The 23,467-nt window shown below is 65.8% G+C and carries 20 protein-coding genes; 18 read left to right on the forward strand and 2 right to left on the reverse strand.

Annotated features, from left to right (window positions below):
• Positions 1-159 precede the first annotated feature (159 nt).
• Positions 160-720, forward strand: coding sequence for a DUF1415 domain-containing protein (locus BMX85_RS17190; protein WP_090320763.1), 561 nt, complete (start codon positions 160-162; stop codon positions 718-720).
• Complete coding sequence (locus BMX85_RS17195) at positions 717-917, forward strand: DUF1289 domain-containing protein (RefSeq protein WP_090320765.1); 201 nt, start codon at positions 717-719, stop codon at positions 915-917. Before BMX85_RS17190 ends, BMX85_RS17195 begins: the two co-directional genes overlap by 4 nt.
• 34 nt (positions 918-951) lie before the next feature.
• Here the strand turns inward: BMX85_RS17195 and BMX85_RS17200 are convergent, their stop codons facing one another.
• Complete coding sequence (locus BMX85_RS17200) at positions 952-1,461, reverse strand: DUF1993 domain-containing protein (protein ID WP_090320768.1); 510 nt, start codon at positions 1,459-1,461, stop codon at positions 952-954.
• 195 nt (positions 1,462-1,656) lie between these two features.
• On the opposite strand from BMX85_RS17200, the gene BMX85_RS17205 reads away from it, so the two are divergent.
• From BMX85_RS17205 to BMX85_RS17280, 16 genes are all read left to right on the forward strand, one after another.
• Entirely contained in the window at positions 1,657-4,776 is a 3,120-nt protein-coding gene (locus BMX85_RS17205; RefSeq protein WP_090320771.1) for an EAL domain-containing protein, read from the forward strand.
• A 15-nt stretch (positions 4,777-4,791) separates the two neighbouring features.
• Positions 4,792-7,071 (forward strand): xanthine dehydrogenase family protein molybdopterin-binding subunit, encoded by a 2,280-nt coding sequence (locus BMX85_RS17210; protein WP_090320774.1) that lies wholly within the window; start codon positions 4,792-4,794, stop codon positions 7,069-7,071.
• Positions 7,072-7,080: 9 nt separating this feature from the next.
• Positions 7,081-8,082 carry an alpha/beta hydrolase family protein gene (locus BMX85_RS17215; RefSeq protein ID WP_143068018.1) on the forward strand — a complete coding sequence of 334 codons (1,002 nt, stop codon included), beginning with the start codon at positions 7,081-7,083 and terminating at the stop codon, positions 8,080-8,082.
• Positions 8,083-8,370: 288 nt separating this feature from the next.
• Positions 8,371-10,815: a TonB-dependent receptor gene (locus tag BMX85_RS17220; RefSeq protein WP_090320780.1), complete on the forward strand. Its 2,445-nt coding sequence runs from the start codon at positions 8,371-8,373 to the stop codon at positions 10,813-10,815.
• Positions 10,816-10,839: 24 nt separating this feature from the next.
• Positions 10,840-11,877: a LacI family DNA-binding transcriptional regulator gene (locus BMX85_RS17225; RefSeq protein ID WP_090320783.1), complete on the forward strand. Its 1,038-nt coding sequence runs from the start codon at positions 10,840-10,842 to the stop codon at positions 11,875-11,877.
• Between the two features lie 38 nt (positions 11,878-11,915).
• The gene (locus tag BMX85_RS17230; RefSeq protein ID WP_090320786.1) at positions 11,916-12,671 is read left to right on the forward strand and encodes an SDR family NAD(P)-dependent oxidoreductase; all 756 of its coding nucleotides are present in this window, start codon (positions 11,916-11,918) and stop codon (positions 12,669-12,671) included.
• Between the two features lie 19 nt (positions 12,672-12,690).
• Positions 12,691-14,685: a DUF4962 domain-containing protein gene (locus tag BMX85_RS17235; RefSeq protein ID WP_090320789.1), complete on the forward strand. Its 1,995-nt coding sequence runs from the start codon at positions 12,691-12,693 to the stop codon at positions 14,683-14,685.
• 11 nt (positions 14,686-14,696) lie between these two features.
• Positions 14,697-15,641: a sugar kinase gene (locus tag BMX85_RS17240; protein WP_090320792.1), complete on the forward strand. Its 945-nt coding sequence runs from the start codon at positions 14,697-14,699 to the stop codon at positions 15,639-15,641.
• Positions 15,642-15,691: 50 nt separating this feature from the next.
• The gene (locus BMX85_RS17245) at positions 15,692-16,963 is read left to right on the forward strand and encodes an MFS transporter (RefSeq protein ID WP_090320794.1); all 1,272 of its coding nucleotides are present in this window, start codon (positions 15,692-15,694) and stop codon (positions 16,961-16,963) included.
• A gap of 13 nt (positions 16,964-16,976) precedes the next feature.
• Complete coding sequence (locus tag BMX85_RS17250; protein WP_090320797.1) at positions 16,977-17,735, forward strand: GDSL-type esterase/lipase family protein; 759 nt, start codon at positions 16,977-16,979, stop codon at positions 17,733-17,735.
• 29 nt (positions 17,736-17,764) lie between these two features.
• Positions 17,765-18,502 carry a polysaccharide lyase family 7 protein gene (locus tag BMX85_RS17255; protein ID WP_177196797.1) on the forward strand — a complete coding sequence of 246 codons (738 nt, stop codon included), beginning with the start codon at positions 17,765-17,767 and terminating at the stop codon, positions 18,500-18,502.
• Entirely contained in the window at positions 18,499-19,224 is a 726-nt protein-coding gene (locus BMX85_RS17260) for a ribonuclease activity regulator RraA (protein WP_090320803.1), read from the forward strand. The genes BMX85_RS17255 and BMX85_RS17260 overlap by 4 nt, the downstream gene beginning before the upstream one ends.
• 107 nt (positions 19,225-19,331) lie before the next feature.
• Positions 19,332-20,426 carry a serine hydrolase domain-containing protein gene (locus BMX85_RS17265; RefSeq protein WP_090320807.1) on the forward strand — a complete coding sequence of 365 codons (1,095 nt, stop codon included), beginning with the start codon at positions 19,332-19,334 and terminating at the stop codon, positions 20,424-20,426.
• A gap of 127 nt (positions 20,427-20,553) precedes the next feature.
• The gene (locus BMX85_RS17270; protein ID WP_090320810.1) at positions 20,554-20,916 is read left to right on the forward strand and encodes a DUF6404 family protein; all 363 of its coding nucleotides are present in this window, start codon (positions 20,554-20,556) and stop codon (positions 20,914-20,916) included.
• A 105-nt stretch (positions 20,917-21,021) separates the two neighbouring features.
• Positions 21,022-21,999, forward strand: a complete 978-nt coding sequence (locus BMX85_RS17275) for an alpha/beta fold hydrolase (protein WP_090320813.1) — start codon at positions 21,022-21,024, stop codon at positions 21,997-21,999.
• 95 nt (positions 22,000-22,094) lie between these two features.
• Entirely contained in the window at positions 22,095-22,946 is an 852-nt protein-coding gene (locus BMX85_RS17280; RefSeq protein WP_143068019.1) for a hypothetical protein, read from the forward strand.
• A gap of 84 nt (positions 22,947-23,030) precedes the next feature.
• On the opposite strand, the gene BMX85_RS17285 is transcribed toward BMX85_RS17280, so the two are convergent.
• Entirely contained in the window at positions 23,031-23,459 is a 429-nt protein-coding gene (locus BMX85_RS17285; RefSeq protein ID WP_090320818.1) for a thioredoxin family protein, read from the reverse strand.
• Between the last annotated feature and the right edge of the window lie 8 nt (positions 23,460-23,467).

Genomic DNA, 23,467 nt, shown 5'->3' on the forward strand with positions numbered 1-23,467 from the left:
GTCCTGATGAGTCAAGGATTATGTCAGGCATGTGACCTTTATTTTATGCAACAGTTCCCGACAGATAAGCCGAAGATCGCCGCAAAATGCGCGGAGTATGAGATGGCGCAAAGAATGCGTACAATTCCGCCTTTAAGAGAGTCTTCAAGGAACCGCATCATGAGTACTAGCGCCACCGATCACGCCGCCGTCGTCGCCAACACCGTCGCCTGGCTGGAAAAGGCCGTCATCGGCCTGAACCTGTGTCCGTTCGCCAAGGCGGTCCACGTCAAGGGGCAGATCCGTTACGTGGTGTCGGACGCCGACACGCCGGAGGCATTGCTGGAAAAGCTGATGGAGGAGCTGCAATACCTGGCCGACGCCGACCCCGAGCAGGTCGACACCACCCTGCTGATCCACCCGCGCGTGCTGGCCGACTTCGAGGACTACAACGAGTTTCTCGACGTCGCCGACGCCGCGCTGGAGGACTTGCAGCTCGACGGCGAATTGCAGGTGGCCAGCTTCCACCCGGACTACCAGTTCGCCGACACCCACAAGAACGATATCGAGAACTACACCAACCGCTCGCCGTACCCGACGCTGCACCTGCTGCGCGAGGACAGCGTCGAGCGCGCCGTCGAGGCGTTCCCGGAGGCGGCGGACATCTTCGAGAAGAACATCGCCACCTTGCGCGCGCTCGGGCACGACGCCTGGGACAAGTTGCTCGAGGTGAAGGGATGAGCGAAGGCAAGGGCGAGCCGCCGGTCCGGCCGGACACGCCGTGCGTGGCCGTGTGCTCGACCACCTTCGACGAAATTTGCCGCGGCTGCGGGCGCAGCGTGGTGGAGGTGGCGCATTGGGTGTCGATGAGCGCCGAGCAGAAGGAAATCGTCTGGCAGCGCATCCTGGCGCAGGGCTACCCGCGCCGCAACAAATAAGCCCCGCGCGGCCCGCGGGGCGTGCTTCAACCGATCAATACGTGCCGATGAAATTCTTCTTGCCGATGTCCAGGCCGTTGTGGCGCAGGATGTCGTAGGCGGTGGTGGCGTGGAAGAAGAAATGCGGCAGCGCGTAGTGGAACAGATACGTCTGGCCGGTGAAGTGCTTGGTCTTCTCGCCGCTGCCGGTGGTGATGGCGCGCGCCTCGCTGCCGGCGATGGTGTCCTGCGGCACGCTGTCGATGTAGGCCAGGGTCTTGACGATGCGCGCCTTCAGGTCGGCGAACGTCACTTCGGTGTCCTCGTACGACGGCACGTCCAGGCCGCCCAGGCGCGCGGCCGCGCCCTTGGCGAAGTCGCAGGCGATCTGGATCTGGCGCGTGAACGGCAGCATGTCGGGGAACAGGCGGAACTGCAGCAGCGCGGCCGGCTCGATCTTTTTCTCGGTGGCGTGGGCCTCGGCCTTGTCCAGGATGGCCAGCAGGCTGTTCAGAATCTGCTTGAACACGGGAATCGAGGCGGAATACATGGAAAAAGTGGTCATGGCGGGGTCCTATTGGAAGATCGATTGGAAGATCGATGTGGAAATTGAGCCGCGATAATAGCCCGCCCCGAGGTTTTTTGCTTGGCGCGTAACTTGCAGGGCAGTTTTCCGTGCATAATTCCACTAAGTAATTTTGTAACACGACCCCGACGACGATGCGACCTTTCCCCCTGCCGCGACTTTGCTCGCCCCTCGATGACTAGCGTGATCCAGCGTCTGCGAAGCCGCCTGGGCGCGCTGTACGGGCTGTCGATCTACGGCGCCTTGCTGCTGGTCGTGTTCGGCGGCCTGGTGATCCCGGCCATCATCGGCAGCTATTTGCTCATCGGCGTGCACGAACAGCAGTCGGCCCGCGTCGCGCTCGACGAGTCGCTCCAGCGCAACGCCGACATCCTGGCGCTGGGCATGCAGGAATCGCTGTGGAACATGAACACCGAATCGGCCCGTTCGCTGGTCGAATCGGTCATGCGCGACCGCTCGGTGTTGCAGGTGCAGGTGGTCGGCCAGGCCGACGCCCAGTTCATGCACATGCGCTCGCCGCGCCGCGCGGCCGGCAACGTCTACCGCGCCGAGCGCGAAATCCTGGTGCGCGGCGAGCAGATCGGCCGCATCCTGGTCGAGATGGACGACGCCCGCAGCCAGCAGGAGCTGCGCGGGAAACAATGGTCCTACGTGTTCGTGCTGGCCGCGCAGCTGACCGTGTCGCTGCTGCTGATCGTGCTGTTCCTCAATTCGCGCCTGATCAAGCCGCTGCGCAAGCTGATGGGCTTTTCCGACCGCCTCTCGCGCGGCGACTTCGAGACCCGGCTCGACCTCGCCGGCAGCGACGAGCTCGGCCGCCTGGCCCAGCAGCTCGAGCAGATGCGCGTGGCCATCAAGCGCCTGTTCGAGGACGTCGGCCAGCGCGAGGAGCGCTTCCGCACCATCGTCACGCAGGTGCCGGGCGCGGTGTTCCGCTTCCGCCCGGACGGGCCGATCGACTTCGTCTCGGACGCCATCGAGGACATCGCCGGCTACCCGGCGGCCCAGTTCATGCGCGGCAACACCGACGCCTGGACCAACCTGATTGCCCCGCAGGACCGCAAGCGCCACCGCCACGCGGTCACGCAGGCGCTCGGCGACGGCCTGCCGTACGAGGTCGAATACCGCATCGTCGACGCCGCCGGCACCGAACGCTGGCTGGCCGAGAACGGCCAGCCGCAGCCGCGCGGCGCCGACGGCAGCTCGCCCTGGGTCGACGGCATCATCGCCGACATCAGCCAGCGCAAGCACAACGAGATGCGCATCGAGGGCCTGCTGGCCGAGCAAAGCGCCATCCTCGACAACGTCATGTTCGGCGTCATGTTCGTGCGCAACCGGCGCATCGTCTCGGTCAACCGCCGCTGCGAGGAATTGTTCGGCTACGAGCCGGGTGCGATGACGGGCGCCTCGACCGCGATCCTGTTCCCCGACCCGTTCGAGTACGAGGCCGCCGGCGCGCGCCAGTACCCGTCGCTGGCCGAGGGCGACTACTTCAACGAGGAGCGCAACTACCGGCGCGGCGACGGCAGCACCTTCTGGTGCATGGTCAGCGGCTACGCGCTCGACCGGCACCGCGCCAACGAGGGCAGCATCTGGGTCTACGCCGACATCACCGCGCGCAAGGAGGCCGAGGAAAAGCTGCGCCTGTCGGCCACCGTCATCGAGCACATCGCCGACGGCGTGGTGGTGCTCGACAAGGAAGGCACCATCGTCGCCATCAACCCGGCCTTCAGCCAGATCACCGGCTACTCCGAGGCCGAGGCGCTGGGCCGGCACTACTCGTTGACGCGCTCGGGCCGCCACGAGCAGCAATTCTACGACGGCATGTGGCAAGAGCAGGTCGACACCGGCTTCTGGCGCGGCGAGTTGTGGAGCCAGCGCAAGAACGGCGAGCAGTATCTGGAGTGGCTGACGGTGAGCGCGGTGCGCGACAGCCGCGGCGTCGGCACCCACTACGTGGGCGTCTTCAGCGACATCACCAAGGCCAAGGAATCGCAGGAAAAGCTCGACCACCTGGCGCACCACGATCCGCTGACGGCGCTGCCGAACCGGCTGCTGTTCCACGACCGCCTGCAGCACGCGCTGCTGCGCGCGACGCGCGACGGCGAGCAGCTGGCGCTGCTGTTCATCGACCTCGACCGGTTTAAAAACGTCAACGACACCCTTGGCCACCACATCGGCGACGAGCTGCTCAAGCAGGTCGCCAACGCGCTGCTCGAACGCCTGCGCGAAGGCGACACCCTGGCGCGCCTGGGCGGCGACGAATTCATCGTGCTGCTCGAGGACATCGACGACCAGTTCGGCGCCAGCCAGGTGGCCGAAAAGCTGGTGCAGATGTTCGACCAGCCGTTCATGGTGGCCGGCCACGAACTGTTCGTCACCTGCAGCGTGGGCATCAGCCTGTTCCCGGACGACGCCACCGACCTCAATATGCTGATCCGCAACGCCGACGTGGCGATGTACCAGGCCAAGGCGCGCGGGCGCAACGGCTACAGCTTCTACGCGCCGTCGATGACGGGCGAGGGCGTCGAGCGGCTGCGCCTGGAGACGTTCCTGCGCCGCTCGATCGAAAAGGACGAGGTGTTCCTCAACTATCAACCGCAGGTGGAGATCGACAGCGGGCGCCTGATCGGGGTCGAGGCGCTGGTGCGCTGGAACCATCCGGAACTGGGTCTGATCCCGCCGATCCGCTTCATCCCGCTGGCCGAGGACACCGGCTTCATCAACCAGCTCGGCAAGTGGGTGCTGCACGAGGCCTGCCGCCAGATGGTGCGCTGGCAGCAGGCCGGCCTGCACGTGCCCAAGATCGCCGTCAACCTGTCGGCCAAGCAGTTCGAGCGCGGCAGCATCGTCAACATGGTGGCCGACATCCTGCGCGAGACCGGCCTGGAACCGCAGCGCCTGCAGCTGGAGGTAACGGAGTCGGTGATCATGAACACCGGCGACGCCATGGTCTTCATCAACGACCTGCACTCGATCGGCGTCGGCCTGGCGATCGACGATTTCGGCACCGGCTACTCGTCGCTGGCCTACCTGAAGCAGCTGCCGGTGCAGACGCTCAAGATCGACCGCTCCTTCATCAAGGACATCTCGACCGACGCCAACGACGAGGCCATCGCCATCGCCATCATCCAGCTCGGCAAGAGCATGAACCTGTCGGTCATCGCCGAGGGCGTCGAGACCGAGGAGCAGGCCGCCTTCCTGCTGCGCCACGGCTGCCACCTGGCCCAGGGCTACTTCTACAGCAAGCCGCTGGCCGCCGCCGACATGCTGGCGCGCTGGCGCCCACAATAAAAACCGGAGGCCTCCATGCAGGGAGAGAAAAAAAGTTCGCGCCGGCGCTTCCTGTTCGGTGGCGTGGGCGTGGTCGGCGCGCTGGTGGTCGGCTGGGGCGTGCTGCCGGCGCGCCAGCGCTTGCACAGCGCCGGCGCGCACCCGCTGCCGCTGACCGGCGGCGCGCTGGCGCTCAACGGCTGGGTGGGCGTGGCGCCGGACGGCAGCGTCACCGTCGCCATGCCGCGCAGCGAAATGGGGCAGGGCGTGCACACGGCGCTGCCGATGCTGGTGGCCGAGGAGCTGGACGTGCCGCTGGCGGCGATCCGCCTGGTGCAGGCGCCGATGGATAAGATCTTCGGCAACGTCGCCATGCTGCGCGACGGCCTGCCGTTCCATCCCGACGACGACGGCCGAATGAAGGCGGTCGCCCAGTGGACCGTCGGCAAGGTCGCGCGCGAGCTGGGGTTGATCATCACGGGCGGCTCGTCGAGCGTCAAGGATGCGTGGGGGCCGATGCGCGAGGCCGGCGCCACGGCGCGCGCGATGCTGGTGGCCGCCGCCGCCGAGCTATGGAAGGTGCGCGCGGCCGACTGCCGCACCGAGGACGGCCACGTGGTGCACGCCGACGGCCGGCGCCTGGCCTACGGCACCCTGGCCGCCGCCGCCGCGACCTCGCGGCCCGGCGAAGTGCGCCTCAAGACGCCCCAGGAATTCCGCCTGATCGGCCGCCCGCAGCCGCGCCGCGACACCCCGGCCAAGGTCAACGGGCGCGCGGTGTTCGGCATCGACGTGCGCCCCGAGGGCCTGTTGTACGCGGCCGTGCGCATGGCGCCGCTGATCGGCGGAGCCGTCGCCGGCGTCGATGCGAACGCCGTGCTCACGATGCCCGGCGTGCTGCGCGTGGTCGATTTTTCCGCCGCGCTGGGACCGCACGCCGGCGCCGGCGCCGGCGTGGCGGTCGTCGCCAGGACCTGGTGGCAGGCCAGGACGGCCGCGCAAGCGTTGCCGGTGCGCTGGGTCGACGGCCCCAACGCGGGCCTGTCCAGCGCCGGCGTCTACGCCCAGTTCGCGGCCCTGCTGGACAAGGAAGCCGGCTACGCCTACCACCAGGGCGGCGACATGGACGCCGTCGAGGGGAAGGTCGCCGGCATCGCCCGAACCGTCAGTGCCGAATACCGCGCCCCGTATCTGGCGCATGCCGCGATGGAGCCGGTCAACTGCACCGCGCAGGTCAGGGACGGCAAGGTCTATGTGTGGGCGCCGACGCAGTCGCCGGGCTTCGCGGTGCAAGCGGCGGCCAGCGCCGGCGGCGTCGACGTGGAGGACGTGGTGCTGCAGGTGACGATGCTGGGCGGCGGCTTCGGCCGCCGGCTCGACGTCGACATGGTCGCGCAATGCGTGGCGGTGGCGCGCCAGTGCGGCGGCGCGCCGGTGCAGATGATCTGGTCGCGCGAGGACGACACCACGCACGACGTCTACCGGCCGGCGGCGCTGGCGCGCTTCGTCGCCACGCTGGACGCGGCCGGCAATGTGCTCGGCTACGACAACAAGTCGGCCAGCGGTTCGGTGTCGCACCAGTTCTTCAAGCGCAACCTTGGCTTGCCGGCCGGTGGCCCCGACAAGACCACCGCCGAGGGCGAATTCGACATGCAATACGAATTCGTCAACCAGCGCATCCGCCACGTGATCGTCGACAGCGCGGTGCCGCTGGGCTACTGGCGCTCGGTCGGCCACTCGCACAACGCCTTCTTCAAGGAGAGCTTCATCGACGAACTGGCGCACGCCGCCGGCAAGGACGGCGTCGAATTCCGCCGCGGGCTGCTCAAGCGCCATCCGCGCCACCTGGCGGTGCTCGACGCCGCCGTGGCCCGCGCCGGCGCCGCGCCCGAGGGCCGCGCGCACGGCGTGGCGCTGCACCAGTCGTTCGGCACCATCGTCGCCCAGGTGGCCGAGGTCTCGGTCGACGGCGCGGAGATCCGCGTGCACCGGGTGGTGTGCGCCATCGACTGCGGCATCGCCGTCAACCCCAACATCATCGCCCAGCAGGCCGAATCGGGGGTGGTGTTCGGCCTGTCGGCGGCGCTGTACGGCGCGGTGACGATCAAGGACGGCAAGGTTCAACAAACCAACTTCCACGATTACCCGGTCGCACGCATGAACCAGGCCCCGATCGTCGAAACGATTATCATGCCGAGTGCGGAGCACCCGGAAGGCATGGGCGAACCGGCCACGCCGCCGATCGCGCCGGCGGTGGCCAACGCCGTATTCAAATTAACCGGCAAGCGCTTGCGCAGCCTGCCGTTGACGTTATAGGAGAGTTGGATGAGGACAGCGTTATTGGTGGGAGCATGGATGGTGTCGGCGCTGGCCGCCGCCGAGGTGACCGAGACCGGCGGTTTCACCGTCGGCACGACCGAGGTGGTGGGCTACCGTTTGAGCCAGGAGGGCGCGCCCGACGTCGAGTACTTCATCTCCAAAACCAAGGAGCCGGCGCCGCTGGTGCTGCTGATCCAGGGATCCGGCTGCGCGCCGGTGTTCAGCGGCCTCGATACGTCGCGCCGCTCGTCCAACGTGTTCGGCTACATCGATCTGGCGCAGCAGGGTAAATACGCGGTCATGGTGGTCAACAAGCCGCACGCGCCCAAGGACGCGCCGAACGGCGGCGGCATCATCGCCTGTCCGACCGAATTCAATGACTACTTCACGCTGGAGAACTGGGTGCGCGACCTGGGGCGGGCCTACGACCACGCCGCGCAGCAGCCGTGGGTGCGCGCCGGCTCGTCGCTGGCGCTGGGCGTGTCGGAAGGCGCCGCCGCCGCCGCCGGCCTGGCCGAAAAAGAGGGCCGCGTGACCGACGTCGCCATCGTTTCCGGCAGCGGCCCGTCGCAGTATTTCGACTTCGTCGCCGGCGCCTACGCCGCCGGCGGCGGCGACGAGGCGATCAAGCTGCGCCTGGACGAACTGGAGGCCACGCGCCAAAAGATCGCCGCCGATCCGGACAACGCCAAAGTGCTGGCCTGGGGCCACCCGTACAGGCGCTGGACCAGTTTCTTCCGGGCGTCGTCGACGCAATCGCTGTTGAAATCGCAGGCGCGCGTCTACATCGTCGGCGGCATGAAGGACACCAGCGTGCCGATCATGGCGGGCGAGGCGATGGCCGCCGAGCTGCTGGGCGCCGGCCACGACGTCACCTTGCGGCGAATCCCCAACGCCGGCCACAACCTGCTGCCGGCCGGCGCGGCCGCCGGCAACATGTGGCCGGAGTACCAGCGCATCGTCGAATGGTACGGGCGCGACCTGTCCAAGCCGGTCGGGGCGCGTTAGCGCCGACGCTCGCCCTCCGGTCCAAAACCGCCGAGCACACGCTCGGCGAAAAATTGTTGACATCGCCGCCCGTTCGTTTATTCTTACTGCATCGATACAGTAAATCGTTACAGTAAAAGTTTCGAGGATACGCGCAGGGCGGGTTAGCGCAGCGCGATCGGCCATATGTGTTGTGAAAATAATCATGAGCAGCGTAAGGGGTCTCAACCCCATCTTTTTTACCGGTTTACTGTAACGTTACAGTAAATCGTTGCAGTACCAACTAGATAACTATAAGATACGGAGACAATGATGACTGCACCAACCATGCCCGGCGCGACACGCTGCCGGCCCACTCCGATCGCGTCCGCCGTGGCGCTGCTGCTGATCGGCGTCTTCCCCGCGCAGGCGCAGCAAGCCGCCGGCCAGGCCACCGCCGACACCAGCGCCACCCAGCCCAAACTGGAATCGGTGGTGGTGACCGCCAACCGCCGGGTCGAGAAACTGGAAGACGTTCCCGCCTCGATCTCGGTGCTGGGCGAGGAGTACATGCAACGCAACAACGTGCGCGAGCTGGTCGACATCGTCAACCTGTCGCCGGCGCTGTCGGTGTCGGTCGGCACCCAGGTCGGCACCAACAGCATCAACATGCGCGGCATCGGCACCACCTCGAACAACCTCGGCATCGAGGGCGACGTCGCCATCATGGTCGACGACATCCCCTACGCGCAAACCCAGCAAGCGTTCCGCGACATGTCCGACATGGCCCGCGTCGAAGTGCTCAAAGGACCGCAAAGCACCCTGTTCGGCAAGAGCGCGATCGCCGGCGCGGTGGTGATGACCACCAAGCCGATCGGCGCCGGGCCGATGCAAACGAAGGTGAGCCTGTACCACACCAGCGACCAGGAGTACCGCGCCTCGGCCTCGCTCAGCGGCCGCCTGTCGGACACGGTCGGCCTGCGCCTGTACGCCAGCAAGACCGATTTCCCCGGCCTGCTGCACAACCTGAGCGACGACTCGATGCAAAACGGCTCCGGCGGCAAGACCTTCATGGCCAAGCTGCAATGGAAAATCTCGCCCGACCTCGACGTGCTGATCACGCCGCGCTACGACCACTCGCGCGCCACCGGCAACACGGAAGCGATCACCTCGATCGGCGAGGGCGTCGGCTACCTGTACAACCGCAAATACACCGCGCTGTCGAACACCGAAATTTTGCGCGGCATCAACGTCAGCCGCTGGAACCGCCAGATCCGCAACGACTCGCCGACCGGCCTGGACGCGACCGACCGCGCCATCGGCGTGCGCGTCAACTACGCCTTCCCGGACAGCTCGCCGCTGGCCGGCCACGCGCTGACCTCGATCACCTCGGTCGACAACAACCTGTCGAACGACTTCCGCGACAACGACAACATCGACCTGATCTCGACCTTTTACCAGGTCGACGCCAGCGGCAAGCCGTCCGGCATCGCCGAGCCGCCGATGATCAACGGCACCATTGCCAGCAAGACGTCGACCCAGGAATTCCGCCTGACGTCGCCGGACGGCGGCGCCTTCCGCTACCTGGTCGGCGCCTGGATCGCGCGCAATTCGCTGTACCGCACCTACCTGCGCGGCAACGCCTTCGTCAAGGAAAGCAACTACACCAACTACGAGACCAACTCCGGCAGCCTGACGCACGCGCTTTACGCCAACACCAACTGGGATTTCGCGCCCAAGCAAAGCCTGAGCGCCGGCCTGCGCTTCAACCGCGAGGCCAACGACTACCTGTTCCACACCATCGACAGCCTGTCGTCGAGCGCGCCGGACAACGTGCACACCGGCGAACACTTGTACATCGCGCCGCAGAACAAGGAAAACGCCGTCACCGGCAAACTGGGCTACACCTACCATCTGAACGACGAGATGATGGTGTACGGCACCACCTCCACCGGCCACAAGGGCGTGGCCTACGACATGACCAGCGGCGCCAACAACGTCAACGTGTTTTCGCGCCTGCCGCTGGCGCCGGAGAAGGCCACCAGTTTCGAGGCCGGCTTCAAGGCCAACCTGTGGAACAACCGCGCGACCTTCAACGCGGCGGTGTTCCAGACCCGCTTCCGCGACTACCAGACTTCGGCCACCGAGCGCTTCACCGACGGCAGCCAGGCCAGCGTGCTGTACAGCATCCCGTCCTTGCAAACGCGCGGCTTCGAGGCCGACGCCACGGTGCTGGCCACGCGCGCGTTGCTGCTCAACGCCAGCTTCGCCTACACGCGCGCCGTGGTGCGCGACTGGAAGCAGGGGCCGTGCTACAGCGGCGCCACCGATTGCACCATTCCCAACGAGCTGGTGCCCGGATCGTTCCTGCGCGACGCCAGCGGCGGCATGATGCCCAACGCGCCCAAATGGAAGCTGAGCATGGGCGGCGAATACACGCTGCCGCGCCTGGCCGGCCTGCCCGTCATCGCCGCCCTCAACGCCCAGTGGCGCACGCAATCGACGGTGCAGGGCGCGATCAGCCAGGACCCGTCGCTGGTGCGGCCCGGCTACGGCATTTTCGACCTCGGCGCCTCGTTCAAGGACGCCAAGGGCGCCTATAAACTGTCGATCGGCGTGAAAAACCTGTTCGACCACCATTACGAAGCCGGCAGCAGCGGCTCCTTCCTCAACTTCAAGCGGGCCGGCGGCGGCCCCGACATCCGGTCGTATGGCTGGAAGCCGGCCCGCGACGCGTTCCGCTACGCCACCATCCGTCTGGATATGGCGTTCTGAGCGCATAACACACACAAGGACATCATGAGCGAATCAAAGATTCAGGACGTAGCGAGACTGGCCGGCGTATCGACCACCAGCGTCTCGAACTTTCTGAACAACCGCATGGGGCAGATGCGGCCCGATACCCAGCGCAAGATCCAGCAGGCGATCGAGCAGCTGGGCTACCGGCCCAACAACGCCGCGCGCCAGCTGAAGACCGGGGTCGCCTCGATGGTCGGGCTGCTGGTGCCGTCGCTGGCCAATCAGTTCTTCGGTTCGCTGGCCTGCGCGGTGGAGACGGCCGCCGCGCGCCACCAGTGCCACGTGATGACCTTCAGCACCTTCCGCGATCCCGAGCGCGAGCGCGCCGTCATGGCCGACCTGCTGGCCTATGGCGCGCAGGGCATCATCACCGGCTCGGCGCTCAACGACACCGGCCACCTGGTCGGCATGACGGCGCGCTGCCCGGTGGTGGCCTTCGACATCAAGCGCTCCGACGACAGCCATGAGCGCATCACCACGATCTCGGTCGACAACGTCGCCGCCACCACCATGGCGGTCGAGCATCTGGTGGCGCTAGGCCACCGCGCCATCGCGCTGGTGACGCCGCCGCCGTACACATTGAACCGCCAGGACCGCGTCAAGGGTTTCGAACAGGCGGTGGCGGCGGCCGGCATCGGCGGCGAGCTGGTGATCGCCGACGCCACCGACGCCCCGGCCGACCTGCACGGCGACACCCGCTTGTTCGAGCTGGGACGCAGCGCGGCGGCGCTGTTGCTGGCAGCCCGCAGCAAGCCGACGGCGGCGATCGCCATCAACGACATGATGGCGATCGGCATCGGCATCGGCCTCAAGCAGCTGGGCAAGCGGCTGCCGCAGGATTTCTCGCTGATCGGCATCGACGATATTTTCTTCTCCGCCGCCAACGACCCGCCATTGACGACGTTGCGCCAGCCGATCCAGGCCATGGCCGACGCCGCCGTCCAGCGCATCCTGGCGCCGGGCGCGGCCAACCTCGGCGGCGAGTTGTTCGCGCCGGAGCTGATCGTGCGGGCATCGACGGCGGCGCCACCCACGTAAGCAGCACCATTCAACCACTCACTAGAAAGAACATCGCCATGGAACTTATCGGAAAACGCGCCCTCGTCATGGGCGGCGCCTCGGGCATTGGTAAAGCCAGCTCGCTGGCGCTGGCGCAGGCCGGCGCCGACGTCGTACTGACCTATTGGAGCAGCGCCGACGAGGCGCACGACGTGGTGGCGCAGATCCGCGCCCTCGGCCGCCAGGCGCAGGCGATCAAGGCCGACCTGACCGACGCCGCCATCGCCGAGCGGGTGTTCGCCGAAGCGGAAGGCGCCATCGGCGAGATCGACATCCTGTTCGCCAACATCGGCGGCTTGATCCAGCGCTGCCGCGTGGCGGAGATGCCGCTGACCTTGTGGAACGAGGCGATGAACCTCAACCTCACCAGCACCTTCCTGATCTGCCAGGCGGCGCTCAAGCGCATGGAGCCGCGCGGGCGGGGCGCCATCATCACCATGTCGTCGCTGGCCGCGTTCGACGGCGGCGGTCCCGGCTCGGCGCACTACGCCGCGTCCAAGGCGGCCGTCGCCACCTTCACGCGCGCGCTGGCCAAGGAAGTGGGGCCGTCGGGCGTGCGCGTCAACGGCGTCTCGCCGGGGCTGATCGCCACGCGCTTCCACGACACCTTCAACACCCCGGCCAACCGCCAGGCGATCGCCGAGCGCACGCCGGCCCGCCGCGAAGGCGCGCCCGAGGACGTGGCCAACGTGGTCGTGTTCCTGGCGTCCGAGCGCGCCGCCTTCCTGGCCGGCGAAATCGTCCAGGTCAACGGTGGCCTCGGCCTCTACTGATTTCCCTTCGGAGCAATCGATGAATGACACCTTCTCACGGCGCCGCTTCCTCGGCGCCGCGGCCCTCTCCTTGCCCGCGTTTTCGTTGACGGACGCGCTGGCGCAGGACGCGCTCGAATCGCTGGGCACCATGCAGGGCAAGGCGGGCGCCGGTCCGCATCCGCTGGAAACGCTGATGAAGGCCCATCCGGCGGCCTTGCGCGCCGAACTGCGCGGCGTCCATCCGCGCGTCTACACCACCAAGGCCGGCCTCGACGCGCTGCGCAAGCGCGCGCAAGGCGAGGGCCGCGCCGCGTGGCAAAAGGCGCTGGCCGGCCTGACCGCGCTGCGCATGGCGCCGGCCCCCGCGCCGGCGCAAAAGCGCCGCGCGCAGAACAACACCGCCATCGGCATCATCGGCGCGGCGCTGGCCTACCAGATCGAGGGCGACGCCAAATACCTGGAAGCGGCCAAGCGCTACATGGACGCGGCGGTCAGCTACGAGGTGTGGGGCTACACCTACAGCAAGCCGGACATCGACCTCGCCGCCGGCCACCTGCTGTACGGCCTGGGCGCCGGCTACGACCTGCTGTACGACGCGCTGACGGAGGAGGAGCGCAAGCGCTACCGCGACAAACTGATACGCCAGGCCACCATCCTCGCCAGGCACTTCGCGCCCAAGCCGGGCAAATCGTACTCGTACAGCCAGAACCACTGCTTCATTCCGATCGCCGGGCTGGCGGTGGCCGCCTACGCGGTCTGGGACGACACGCCGGAAGCGGCCAACTGGGCGGCGCTGTCGCGCGCCATCTTCAGCCGCGTGCTGGAAGTGGCGTCGCCGGACGGCTATTTCTACGAGGGCGTGGAGTACTGGATCTTCTCGATGCCGTGGATTATCCACGCGCTCGACGCTTTCGCCCACGCCGCCGGCGACGACATGTACGACACGCCGGCGTTGAGCAAGGCGCACCTGTACATGGCCCATTCGATCACGCCCAACGGCCAGGACATCTATGACTTCGGCGACGCCTTCGAGGGCGCCATCACCCGCGCTCGCGTGGGCGAGGAGCCGGCCCGCACGCACCCCGGCGGCAAGCTCAATTCCAACTACAACCTGCTGTACCGGCTGGCGGCGCGCTTCAACAGCGCCGAGGCGCAGGGCGTGGCCGACTGGATGGCGTCGCTCGGCCACGTCTGCGCCGAGGATTTCTGGACCTTGCTGTGGCGCGATCCGGCGCTGAAGGCGGCGCCGATGGCGGCGCTCGCGCCGCACCACCACTTCGAAGACCTGGGCACGGTCTACTGGCGCAGCGACTGGACGCCGAAGGCGACCGCCTTCGCCTTCCGCGCCGGGCCGCCGGAGGGCCACCATGTCGCCGCCATCCTCGACAAGCTGCCCGACTGGCACCTGGAGATGGGCCACGCCCATCCGGACGCCGGCAGCTTCATCCTGTACGGCGGCGGCACCTACCTGACCGGCCCGATGGGCTACGCGGGCATCCCCAAGAGCGACTTGAGCAACACCTTGCTGATCGACGGCCAGGGCCAGGCCAACGAAGGCGGCGGCCACGACGCCTTCCGTGGCTACCCGTACGCGCGGCTCGACACGATCCGCATCGCCAGCGCGAAGCTGGAGAGCGGCCGCGCCGACATCGTCGCCGAACTGGCCGGCGCCTACCGGGCGGAACTCGGCGTCGAGAAGCTGGAGCGCCGCTTCAGCTATGCCCGCGGCGTCTGGACCGTGACCGACACGCTGCGCGCCAACAAGCCGGTGGTGCTGACGGCGCTGGTGCACGGCGACCGCGACATCGCCAGGACCGGCGCCCGCGCCTTCGTCGTGGCCGGCAAGCCCAGGTCGCTGAAGGTGGCGGTGGCGACGACCGCGGCGCGCGCCGAGATCGCGCCCGGCGTGCTGGTGGCGGCCGGCCCGCCCGGCAATGTCGACAAGGGGCCGAGGGAGGAACGCGGCACGGTGCTGAGGGTGTCGCTGCCCGCCGCCAAAGACGCCACCCTGACCACCACCCTGACGTTCTGAAGAGGCCACGCATGGGAATACCCGATGTCGTAACGGTGGGCGAGGCGATGGCGCTGATGATCGCCCGCGAGCCCGGCCCGCTGGAGGCGGTGCGCGAGTTCGAGCGCGCCACCGCCGGCGCCGAGCTGAATGTGGCGGTGGGACTGAGCCGGCTGGGCTTCAAGGTCGGGTATCTGGGCCGGCTGGGGCAGGACAGCCTGGGCCGGCACTTGCGCGCCTTCATGGAGGCCGAGGGGCTCGACCTGCGCCACCTGCGCATGGATGACGACAGCGCGACCGGTTTCATGCTCAAGCAGATGGCGGAGGGCGGCGCCGATCCGCAGGTCGAATACTTCCGACGCGGCTCGGCCGCCAGCCGGCTGTCGACATCGGACATGCCGGCGCAGGGCGACGACTTCCAGCGCGCTCGCGTGCTGCACCTGACCGGGATCTCGCCCGCGCTGTCGGCCGGCTGCCGCGAGCTGGTGCTGGCGATGGCGAGGCAGGCGCGCGCCGACGGCCGGCTGGTCTGCTTCGATCCGAATCTGCGGCCGCGCTTGTGGCGCTCCCCGGCCGAGATGATCGCCACCGTCAACGCGCTCGCCAGCCAGGCCGACGTTGTCATGCCGGGCCTGGCGGAGGGCCGTGTGCTCACGGGCCGGCAGGACGCCGTCGACATCGCCGCCTACTACCTCGAACGCGGTGCGCGCCAGGTGGTGGTCAAGCTCGGGCCGGAGGGCGCTTACGCCGCCGACGCCGGCGGCCGCGCCGACACCGTCCCCGGCCGGCCGGTGCGCGCGGTGGTCGACACGGTCGGCGCGGGCGACGGCTTCGCGGTCGGCGTCATCAGCGCGCTGCTCGACGGCTTGCCGCTGCACCTGGCGGCCGCGCGCGGCAACGCCATCGGCGCGCGCGTGGTGCAGTTTCGCGGCGATTGCGAAGGCCTGCCGACGCGTGCCCAGCTGGCGGCAGCTTGAAAGGGGGGCGGCTACACGCCCCGCCACAAAAAAATAATGGAGACAATCGCATGACAACAATCAAAGGTTTGCGCTGGCTGGTCATCACCCTGGTGGCCATCGCCACCATCATCAACTACATCGACCGCTCGGCGCTGGCGGTGATGTGGCCGGGCATCGCGTCCGAATTAGGCATGGACAAACGCGACTACGCAAACATCGTCACCGTGTTCTTGATCGGCTACGCGGTCGGCCAGTCGCTGTTCGGCAAACTGTTCGACGCGCTCGGCACGCGCATCGGCTTCCTGCTGTCGATCCTGGTCTGGTCGGGCGCCATCGCGCTGCACTTCGTGGCCCGCTCGGCGATGTCGTTCGGCCTGTTCCGCGTGCTGCTGGGCGTGGGCGAGGCGGGCAACTGGCCCGGCGCCACCAAGGCCATCGCCGAATGGTTCCCGGTGCGCGAGCGGGCGCTGGGGCAGGGCATCTTCGGCGCCGGCGCCTCGCTGGGATCGGTCATCGCGCCGCCGCTGGTAGCCTTCCTGTACGCTTACGTGGGCTGGAAAACCACCTTCCTGCTAATCGGTTCATTGGGCTTCCTGTGGATCGTGCCGTGGCTGATCGTCTACAAATCCGGCCCCGGCACCCATCCGTGGGTGGGTGAAGAGGAGCGCCAGTACATCCTCACCGGCCAGCGGCCCGGCACGGCGGCCGCACAGGACGACTATGTGCCGACCCTTCGCCAGCTGCTGCGCCATCGCCAAAGCTGGAGCGTGATCGCCGCGCGCTTTTTCATCGACCCGGTGTGGTGGCTGTTCGTCAGCTGGCTGCCGCTGTACCTGAACGAGCGCTTCCATTTCGACGTCAAGGAGATCGGCATGTTCGCCTGGGTGCCGTATGTGGGCGCGGCGGTCGGCGCCTTGTCCGGCGGCTGGTTCTGCGGGCACCTGCTGGCGCGCGGCTGGACGGTCAACCGCGCGCGCAAATTCGTCATCGGCCTGGGGCTGGTGGTCATGCTGCCGGCGTTGCTGTTCAGCGCAGCCGCCGAGACGCCGCTGCTGGCCGTGTTGTCGATCGGCGTGATCCTGTTCGGCTTCCAGGCGGCCATCACCAACATCCAGACCTTGCCGAGCGATTTCTTCTCGGGCAAGACGGTTGGTTCGCTGGCGGGCCTGAGCGGCACGTCGGCGGTGCTCGGCGTGATCATCTGCATGCAGCTGGTGCCGGTGCTGACGACAGGTGGCGACTACACGCCGTTCTTCATCCTGGGCGCGTTGCTGCTGCCGCTGGTTTTCCTATCAATCTGGTTGGGCGGCCCCGTGGTGCGCGTTCAGCCGAAACACTAACCCGGAGACATGCATGAAAAAATCGATTTACATCAGATTGCTGCTGGCCGCGCTGCTGGCGGTCGGCCAGCTCGGCGCGCACGCCGCCGGTGCCAAGGCCAGCGCCTCGGAAGCGGTGGAGAAGCAGGACGACGGCGTGTTCCTCAAGAAGCACGAGGCCATCCTCGCGCGCGGCAAAAGCGGGCCGGTCGGCCTGTTGTTTCTCGGCGATTCGATCACCGAGCGCTGGCGCATCGCGCCGGAAATATGGGACAAGTATTACGGTGTCCACCAGCCGGCCAACTTCGGCATCGGCGGCGACCGCACGCAGCACGTCATCTGGCGCATCGAGCATGGCGAGCTCGATGGACTCTCGCCGAAGGTCACGGTGCTGATGCTGGGCACCAACAACAGCCTCGATTACACGGCCGGGGAAATCGCCGCCGCCGACCGCAAGATCGTTGGCATGATACGCGCCAGGCTGCCGGAGACGAAGATCCTCGTGCTAGGCATCTTCCCGCGCGGCCCGCGCGAGCGCGATGGTTCGCCGGTGACCGAAAAGAGCGTCGCCGAGGCGGCCAAGCGGATGGCAACCATCGACGCCGTCAACCGCGATCTGGCCGGGCTGGACGACGGCAAGACGATCCGCTTCCTGAATATTAATTCCGTGTTCACGGACAAGGAGGGCCGCATTCCACCGGCCATCATGCCCGACCAGCTGCACCCCGGACCCGCCGGCTACCAATTGTGGGCCGACGCCATGCAACCACTACTTGAAGGAATGTTGAAATGATCGCCACCATCCGATACGCAGCGGCAGCCTTGCTCACAGCCGCACTGTCGACAGCCGGCGCGCAAGGGTTCACGCCGGAAGCCTCGCTGCAACGCCTGTTCACGCTCGAGGGCAATTCGCCTTACCCGTCGCCGTACGCCGGCACGCTCAACTTCAGCGCCCTCGAGTCGAAATACGCCTCGCCCAACGGCCACGGCTATCGCAACGAATTGAAGGTCGCCGACCGCGAGCGCCTGAGTCTGGCCGACACGCGCGAACATTTCGCGGCCCGCATCACGGCCACCTTGCCGAACGTCGCCAAGACCATCGTCGCGCAGTATCACGTCGAGGGACTGGACACGATACTCAAGGTCTATGTGCAGGACACCGCGGACAAGCAGGGACTAGACGGCAAGAGCGGCAACGGCGTGTTCGACATCCTGGTGCGCATTCTAGGCGCCGACGGCAAGGAAGCGACGACCGCGCTGGGCACCGTGCGTTCCGGCGAGGGCTTCGACCTCGATATCGTGTTGAACGCCGGCGCGGCGCAGGTCAGCGCGCGCACGGCCACCGGCGGCACCTTGAAGACGGCGCTCACACCCATCCGGCCCGACACGCGCAAGATCTACTTCAAGTTCGGCGACTATCTGCAGGCGCGCGACCCGGTCACCGGCGAACACACCAGCAGTCCCGAAAAATGGGACGAATACTACCGCCAGAACCATATCGACAGCAGCCATATCCGCTTTAGCAACACCATCTTTGAACGCGACGGAGCGCAGCCATGACCACCACCGTCTCCCCGGAAACGCTGGCGACGTTGAAAACGATCGCCACCTCCACCATCACGACGCTGCTGTACAAGCGCGGTTTCCGCAACGTGTACATCCAGGGCGCGCGGCCGTTGAAGCCGGGCCAGCGCCTTGCCGGGCCGGCGTTCACGTTGCGCTACATCCCGGCGCGCGAGGACCTCGACGGGCTGGACGCCTTTCTCGATCCGCGCCACCCGCAGCGGGTGGCGGTGGAGGAAATCCCGGCCGGCGCGGTGCTGGTGATGGATTGCCGGGGCGACGTCACGGTGGCGGCCGCCGGCAGCATCCTGGCGACGCGCATGCAGGTGCGCGGCGTGGCCGGCATCGTCGCCGACGGCGGGCTGCGCGACGCCAGCGGCATCGCCAGCCTGGAGATCCCGGCCTGGTGTTCCGGCCCGTCGGCGCCGACCAATCTGATCCGGCACCACGCGCTCGACCTGAACGCCCCCATCGGCTGCGGCGGGGTGGCGGTCTACCCTGGCGACATCATGGTTGGCGACGACGACGGCGTGGTGTGCATCCCGTCGCACCTGGCGGAGGAAATCGCGCGCGACGCGGTGCCGATGGAGCGTTACGAGGACTTCGTGCTGGAGCGGGTGCGCGGCGGCGCCAGCATCACCGGCCTGTATCCGCTCACCCAGCCTGAGAACCGCGCGCTGTTCGAAGCGTGGCTGGAGCGCCACCGCCCCAACGCATAAAACACGGGGGTCAGTGCCGACATTCGGACATTGGGGAACTTTTATGTGCTAAAAAGGTGCCCTGTTTGTTCGAATATCGGACCTGACCTATTTATGAAGGAATATCCATGCTGTTTACAAAGTATCTAGCCAGGCCCGTCATTGTCGCGGCGCTGATGTGGCTCCCTGGCTCTGCTGTTTCAGCAAATACAGATGAAGCCAACCAGCTGGCTAGGGAACTGATACAGCGGACGATGAAGGAGCAACGCATCCCCGGTTTGCAGATCGCGGTCGTTAAGGATGGCCGGGTCGTTTTGTCAGAGGCTTACGGCATGGCCAATGTGGAGAACCGAGTGCCTGCCACGGGCACAACCCTGTTCCCCATCAATTCAGCGACCAAAGCATTTACCGGCGTTGCCATGGTGCAGCTGGCCGAAGCGGGGCTCGTCGACCTCGATGCTCCTGTCGCCCGCTATCTCGATGACCTGCCCGAGGCCTGGAGAGCCATCCGCATCCGTCAACTACTCGGACATACGTCCGGTCTACCGGATATCGTTGATCAGAAAGGCTTGATTGGCGGCGGCGGCGAGCGCGATGCGTGGAAAACGGTGAAGGCGCTGCCGCTGGACGCGCCTGTCGGCGAGCGGTTTGCCTACAACCAGACCAACTATGGTTTGCTGGCCCAAATCATTTCCAGGCAAGTAAAGATGCCGTACGAGCAGTATGTGGCGCAGCACCAGTTTGCGCCCGTGAACATGCCGCTGTCGAGGTTCGGCGACAGCTATGACCTTGTTCCCAACGCGGCGACGATCTATAGCTACTCTCCGCGCGGAACCCTGGCAAAGGACGACGGCAATCGTCTATCGCGTTGGATTTACGATATACCTTACAGCCTTTGGGCTGGCGGTGGAATCCAGACCACCGCCGATGAAGTGGCGCGCTGGATCATCGCCTTGTCGGACGGCAAACTGGTCAGCGCGGCCAACGTCAAGAACATGTGGACGCCGGAAAAGCTGAACAGCGGGGCCGCTGGCGAATGGGCAGCCGGCTGGCCGGTGCTGCAAACTGCGCCCAAGCGACAGGTGGCGGGCATAGGTGGCGCCCGTGCCGCATTTATCGTCTATCCGGACGATCGGCTGGCCATCGTCGTGTTGACCAACCTCGCGGGCGCCAATCCCCAGCGCTTCATCCCCCAGATCGCCAAGTTCTACAAGCCGCTGTAGCCCGGCAGCGAAATTGACCTAGGCGAGGGGCGGCGTGGCTTGTAATCGGCAATTGTTACAAAGCGCGTATTTCGGAGGGGCGCTGACAGGGTATAGTTTTTCATCTCTTAACAATATTGCCTCGAACATGCGCTTTGAAACCCGCCGCACGAAAGCATTAGAACTGTTAAAAGCCACGGGCATGTGGCGCAGCAACTACGAGCCGCCGATATTGCGGGGCTTGTGGAAAATCGGGTTCAAGATTCCGCCGCCTCACTTTGTGCCGTTTTGGAAAACGACCCTGCTCGCGTCCCTGTGGTTTGGCGGCGCCTGGGGTATCGTCATGTGGCTGACGGTGTGGTCGGCGCACAGCGTCGTCGTGACCGCAGCGCTATGTGCTGCCGCCGCAGCGGGACTGTTCTTCGGCCTGAGCATGTCGCTCTATTACGCGTATGGCCGGCGCAAGCACCGCTTGCCGGAATGGTCGTCGCTTGATCGGATGGACAATTGAATGCAGGCTCGTTCGAGGTTGCTATCCGCCATATTTTTGCTTGTCCTTGGCCAGACGACGGGCGCATCTGCCGCCGCCACGCCCGATGCGTCAGCGTTCGGTCCTATGTCCGACACCGTCTGCACCGCTACCGATAAAGCCGTCGATGAAAAAGGTTTTGTTCGCATCGGCGGCATCGAGCAGTGGGTGCGGATCAAGGGCGCCAGTTGCGCCAAGCCCGTCATCGTGGTCGTCCACGGCGGCCCCGGCAATCCGAATACCCCCTTCGCCGACAACCTTTACAAGGCTTGGGAAAAAGACTACACCATGGTCCAGTGGGACCAGCGCGGCGCCGGCATGACCTTCGGCCGCAACCCGGTGACGGACGACGAGCCACTGGTGCCGGAGCGCCTGCGCGACGATGGCGTCGAGGTGGCGCGTTACGCGGCCAAGCGTTTCGGCAAGCGCAAGGTGATCCTGATGGGCGGATCGTGGGGCTCGGTGATCGGGACGTACATGGCCAAGTCCAATCCCGAACTGTTCTGCGCCTACGTCAGCACCGCGCAGGTGGTGAACCGGTCCGGCGAGCGCGCCAGCTACGATGCCACGCTGGCGCTGGCGCGCGCCGCCAACGACGCCGAGTCGGTGGCCAAGCTCGAAGCGCTGGGCCCGCCGCCGTGGACCAATCCGCGCAACCTCGGCATCCTGCGCCGCGTCATGCGCAAGCATGAAGCGCTGCGCACCGAGCCGGCGCCGAAGGCGTGGTGGGTTTTCTCGCCGGAGTACACCACCGCCAAGGCGGAGGCCGACTACACGGCGGGCGAGGATTATTCGTGGTTGCAATACGTCGGCATGAAAGGCAATGGGATCGCCTCGAAGATCGATCTCTACAAGCTTGGACCGAAGTTCGGCGTGCCGTTCTATATATTGCAGGGGCAGGAGGATCTGCTGACGATGCCGGAGCCGAGCAAGCGCTACTTCGACTTCATCGAGGCGCCGAGCAAGGAATTTGTCCTGGTGCCGCGTGCGGGGCATGATCCGAATCAGCCGATACTGGATGCGCAGTATCACGTGCTCGGGAAGCATGTGGGCGATTGCCTTTGAGGCCGGGGTGTACGAAAAGTGTTTCGCACGGTAGCTTTTCGGTGGGACATTTTGGAATTTCGCGGCAGGGATTGCCGACGATAGATGGAGACGCAATGGCACTTTTTTCCGTGACCGCTCACAGATGGTTTTATCGAGTGTGGGCTAATAAAACGGCGGTATTAGGCGGCGTCTTAGCCATCGTATCGTTATCGCTGGCGCATTACGCTGGTTTTTTGATGAAAGTTCCACTGCAGATTGTGTCTGTCGCCGGAGTGCAGCTCGCGAACGGAGTAACAACGACCTTTCTGTTTTACGTGTTTTTCAGTGCCGTTGTCGCACGGGTATTAACGTCGATGTTGCAACTTGTTGTCCTCCCCATCCTAGCGCTGACAGATCGTGGGGTCTTTCGAAAAATGGACTGGGCACAACAACGCCGCTTTGTCAGATCCCACCGGCAAACGATAAAGTGGGAAGGATCGGTTTGGTTCGTTGTTCAAGCCTTTCTGTTCATTCTGGTAACGTTGGCTGTGTACGTGAAATTCACAGTAACTTGGATTTCCGGTGCGGGACTCGTCATATCGATGATATTAGTGGTCCTTTCCGGACTCTTTCGATCTGGTTTCTTTCTTCAGCCAAAGCTAAGAACCTTCATTCGAAAAATCAAGACACGTGATACCCGATCTGGTCTTGCCGCTTCTGCTGCATTTGTGACCATTACGGCAGCTTCGATAATTGTGGCGTTTTTTTTGGGCAACATGCGCGCAAGTTTGTTAAGGGATCAAGCGCCGCAGATGATCGTCACTAAGGAATTTACGGGCAAGGCAGCAGTAGTCGCGAGCTCTGAAACGGCACTCCTGTTGTATCAAAAGCAGGCCGACCAACAGCGATATATTTACTCAACGCCCGAGTTCACTGCCACAACGGAGACCAAGTCGGTGTTTCCCCCAATCGGCGCTAGGCCGTGATGAACTATAGGCATTAGGTCGAGAGCCAACACCCTTAGGTCGAGAGGTCGCATTCGCAGCGTCGTAAGCGCATTGTGTCCGTAACTACGCTAAAGCATTCCGCATCAACGTCCTTAAATTACAATCATTCTGCCAGCGCGCCCGCTCCTCGCTGTTGAGCGCCAGCGCCTTCAGTTCCTCGTCGGTCTGTTGCGTCTGCGACTGCACCAGCCGGTGCGCCAGCCCGCCGTCCGGCAGCATGGTGCCGAAGAAGGTGACCAGCTCGTGATGCTGGATCAGCAAGGTCGGGAAGTTCTCGACGTCCAGGTCGCCCACCACGTCCGCGTGATCCTCGATATCGATCCAGACGAAAAACTTGTCCGGATGGCGCGCGGCCAGTTCCTCGAACGTGGCGCGGTACGATTCGCACGTGCCGCACCACGCCGCGCACAGGCACGCGACGATCCAGCGGTCGCCGGACAGGGCGGCGGCGACTTGTTGGCGATTGGCGGAATTTAAGGTCAAACTATGCATAGGATCGT

It is taken from the genome of Duganella sp. CF517, from assembly GCF_900110275.1.
GTDB lineage: Bacteria > Pseudomonadota > Gammaproteobacteria > Burkholderiales > Burkholderiaceae_D > Rugamonas.

Coding starts and splice junctions, on each gene's coding strand:
- BMX85_RS17190 (WP_090320763.1), top strand. CDS start 160: ATGAGTACTAGCGCCACCGATCACGCCGCCGTCGTCGCCAACACCGTC.
- BMX85_RS17195 (WP_090320765.1), top strand. CDS start 717: ATGAGCGAAGGCAAGGGCGAGCCGCCGGTCCGGCCGGACACGCCGTGC.
- BMX85_RS17200 (WP_090320768.1), bottom strand. CDS start 1,461: ATGACCACTTTTTCCATGTATTCCGCCTCGATTCCCGTGTTCAAGCAG.
- BMX85_RS17205 (WP_090320771.1), top strand. CDS start 1,657: ATGACTAGCGTGATCCAGCGTCTGCGAAGCCGCCTGGGCGCGCTGTAC.
- BMX85_RS17210 (WP_090320774.1), top strand. CDS start 4,792: ATGCAGGGAGAGAAAAAAAGTTCGCGCCGGCGCTTCCTGTTCGGTGGC.
- BMX85_RS17215 (WP_143068018.1), top strand. CDS start 7,081: ATGAGGACAGCGTTATTGGTGGGAGCATGGATGGTGTCGGCGCTGGCC.
- BMX85_RS17220 (WP_090320780.1), top strand. CDS start 8,371: ATGATGACTGCACCAACCATGCCCGGCGCGACACGCTGCCGGCCCACT.
- BMX85_RS17225 (WP_090320783.1), top strand. CDS start 10,840: ATGAGCGAATCAAAGATTCAGGACGTAGCGAGACTGGCCGGCGTATCG.
- BMX85_RS17230 (WP_090320786.1), top strand. CDS start 11,916: ATGGAACTTATCGGAAAACGCGCCCTCGTCATGGGCGGCGCCTCGGGC.
- BMX85_RS17235 (WP_090320789.1), top strand. CDS start 12,691: ATGAATGACACCTTCTCACGGCGCCGCTTCCTCGGCGCCGCGGCCCTC.
- BMX85_RS17240 (WP_090320792.1), top strand. CDS start 14,697: ATGGGAATACCCGATGTCGTAACGGTGGGCGAGGCGATGGCGCTGATG.
- BMX85_RS17245 (WP_090320794.1), top strand. CDS start 15,692: ATGACAACAATCAAAGGTTTGCGCTGGCTGGTCATCACCCTGGTGGCC.
- BMX85_RS17250 (WP_090320797.1), top strand. CDS start 16,977: ATGAAAAAATCGATTTACATCAGATTGCTGCTGGCCGCGCTGCTGGCG.
- BMX85_RS17260 (WP_090320803.1), top strand. CDS start 18,499: ATGACCACCACCGTCTCCCCGGAAACGCTGGCGACGTTGAAAACGATC.
- BMX85_RS17265 (WP_090320807.1), top strand. CDS start 19,332: ATGCTGTTTACAAAGTATCTAGCCAGGCCCGTCATTGTCGCGGCGCTG.
- BMX85_RS17270 (WP_090320810.1), top strand. CDS start 20,554: ATGCGCTTTGAAACCCGCCGCACGAAAGCATTAGAACTGTTAAAAGCC.
- BMX85_RS17275 (WP_090320813.1), top strand. CDS start 21,022: ATGTCCGACACCGTCTGCACCGCTACCGATAAAGCCGTCGATGAAAAA.
- BMX85_RS17280 (WP_143068019.1), top strand. CDS start 22,095: ATGGCACTTTTTTCCGTGACCGCTCACAGATGGTTTTATCGAGTGTGG.
- BMX85_RS17285 (WP_090320818.1), bottom strand. CDS start 23,459: ATGCATAGTTTGACCTTAAATTCCGCCAATCGCCAACAAGTCGCCGCC.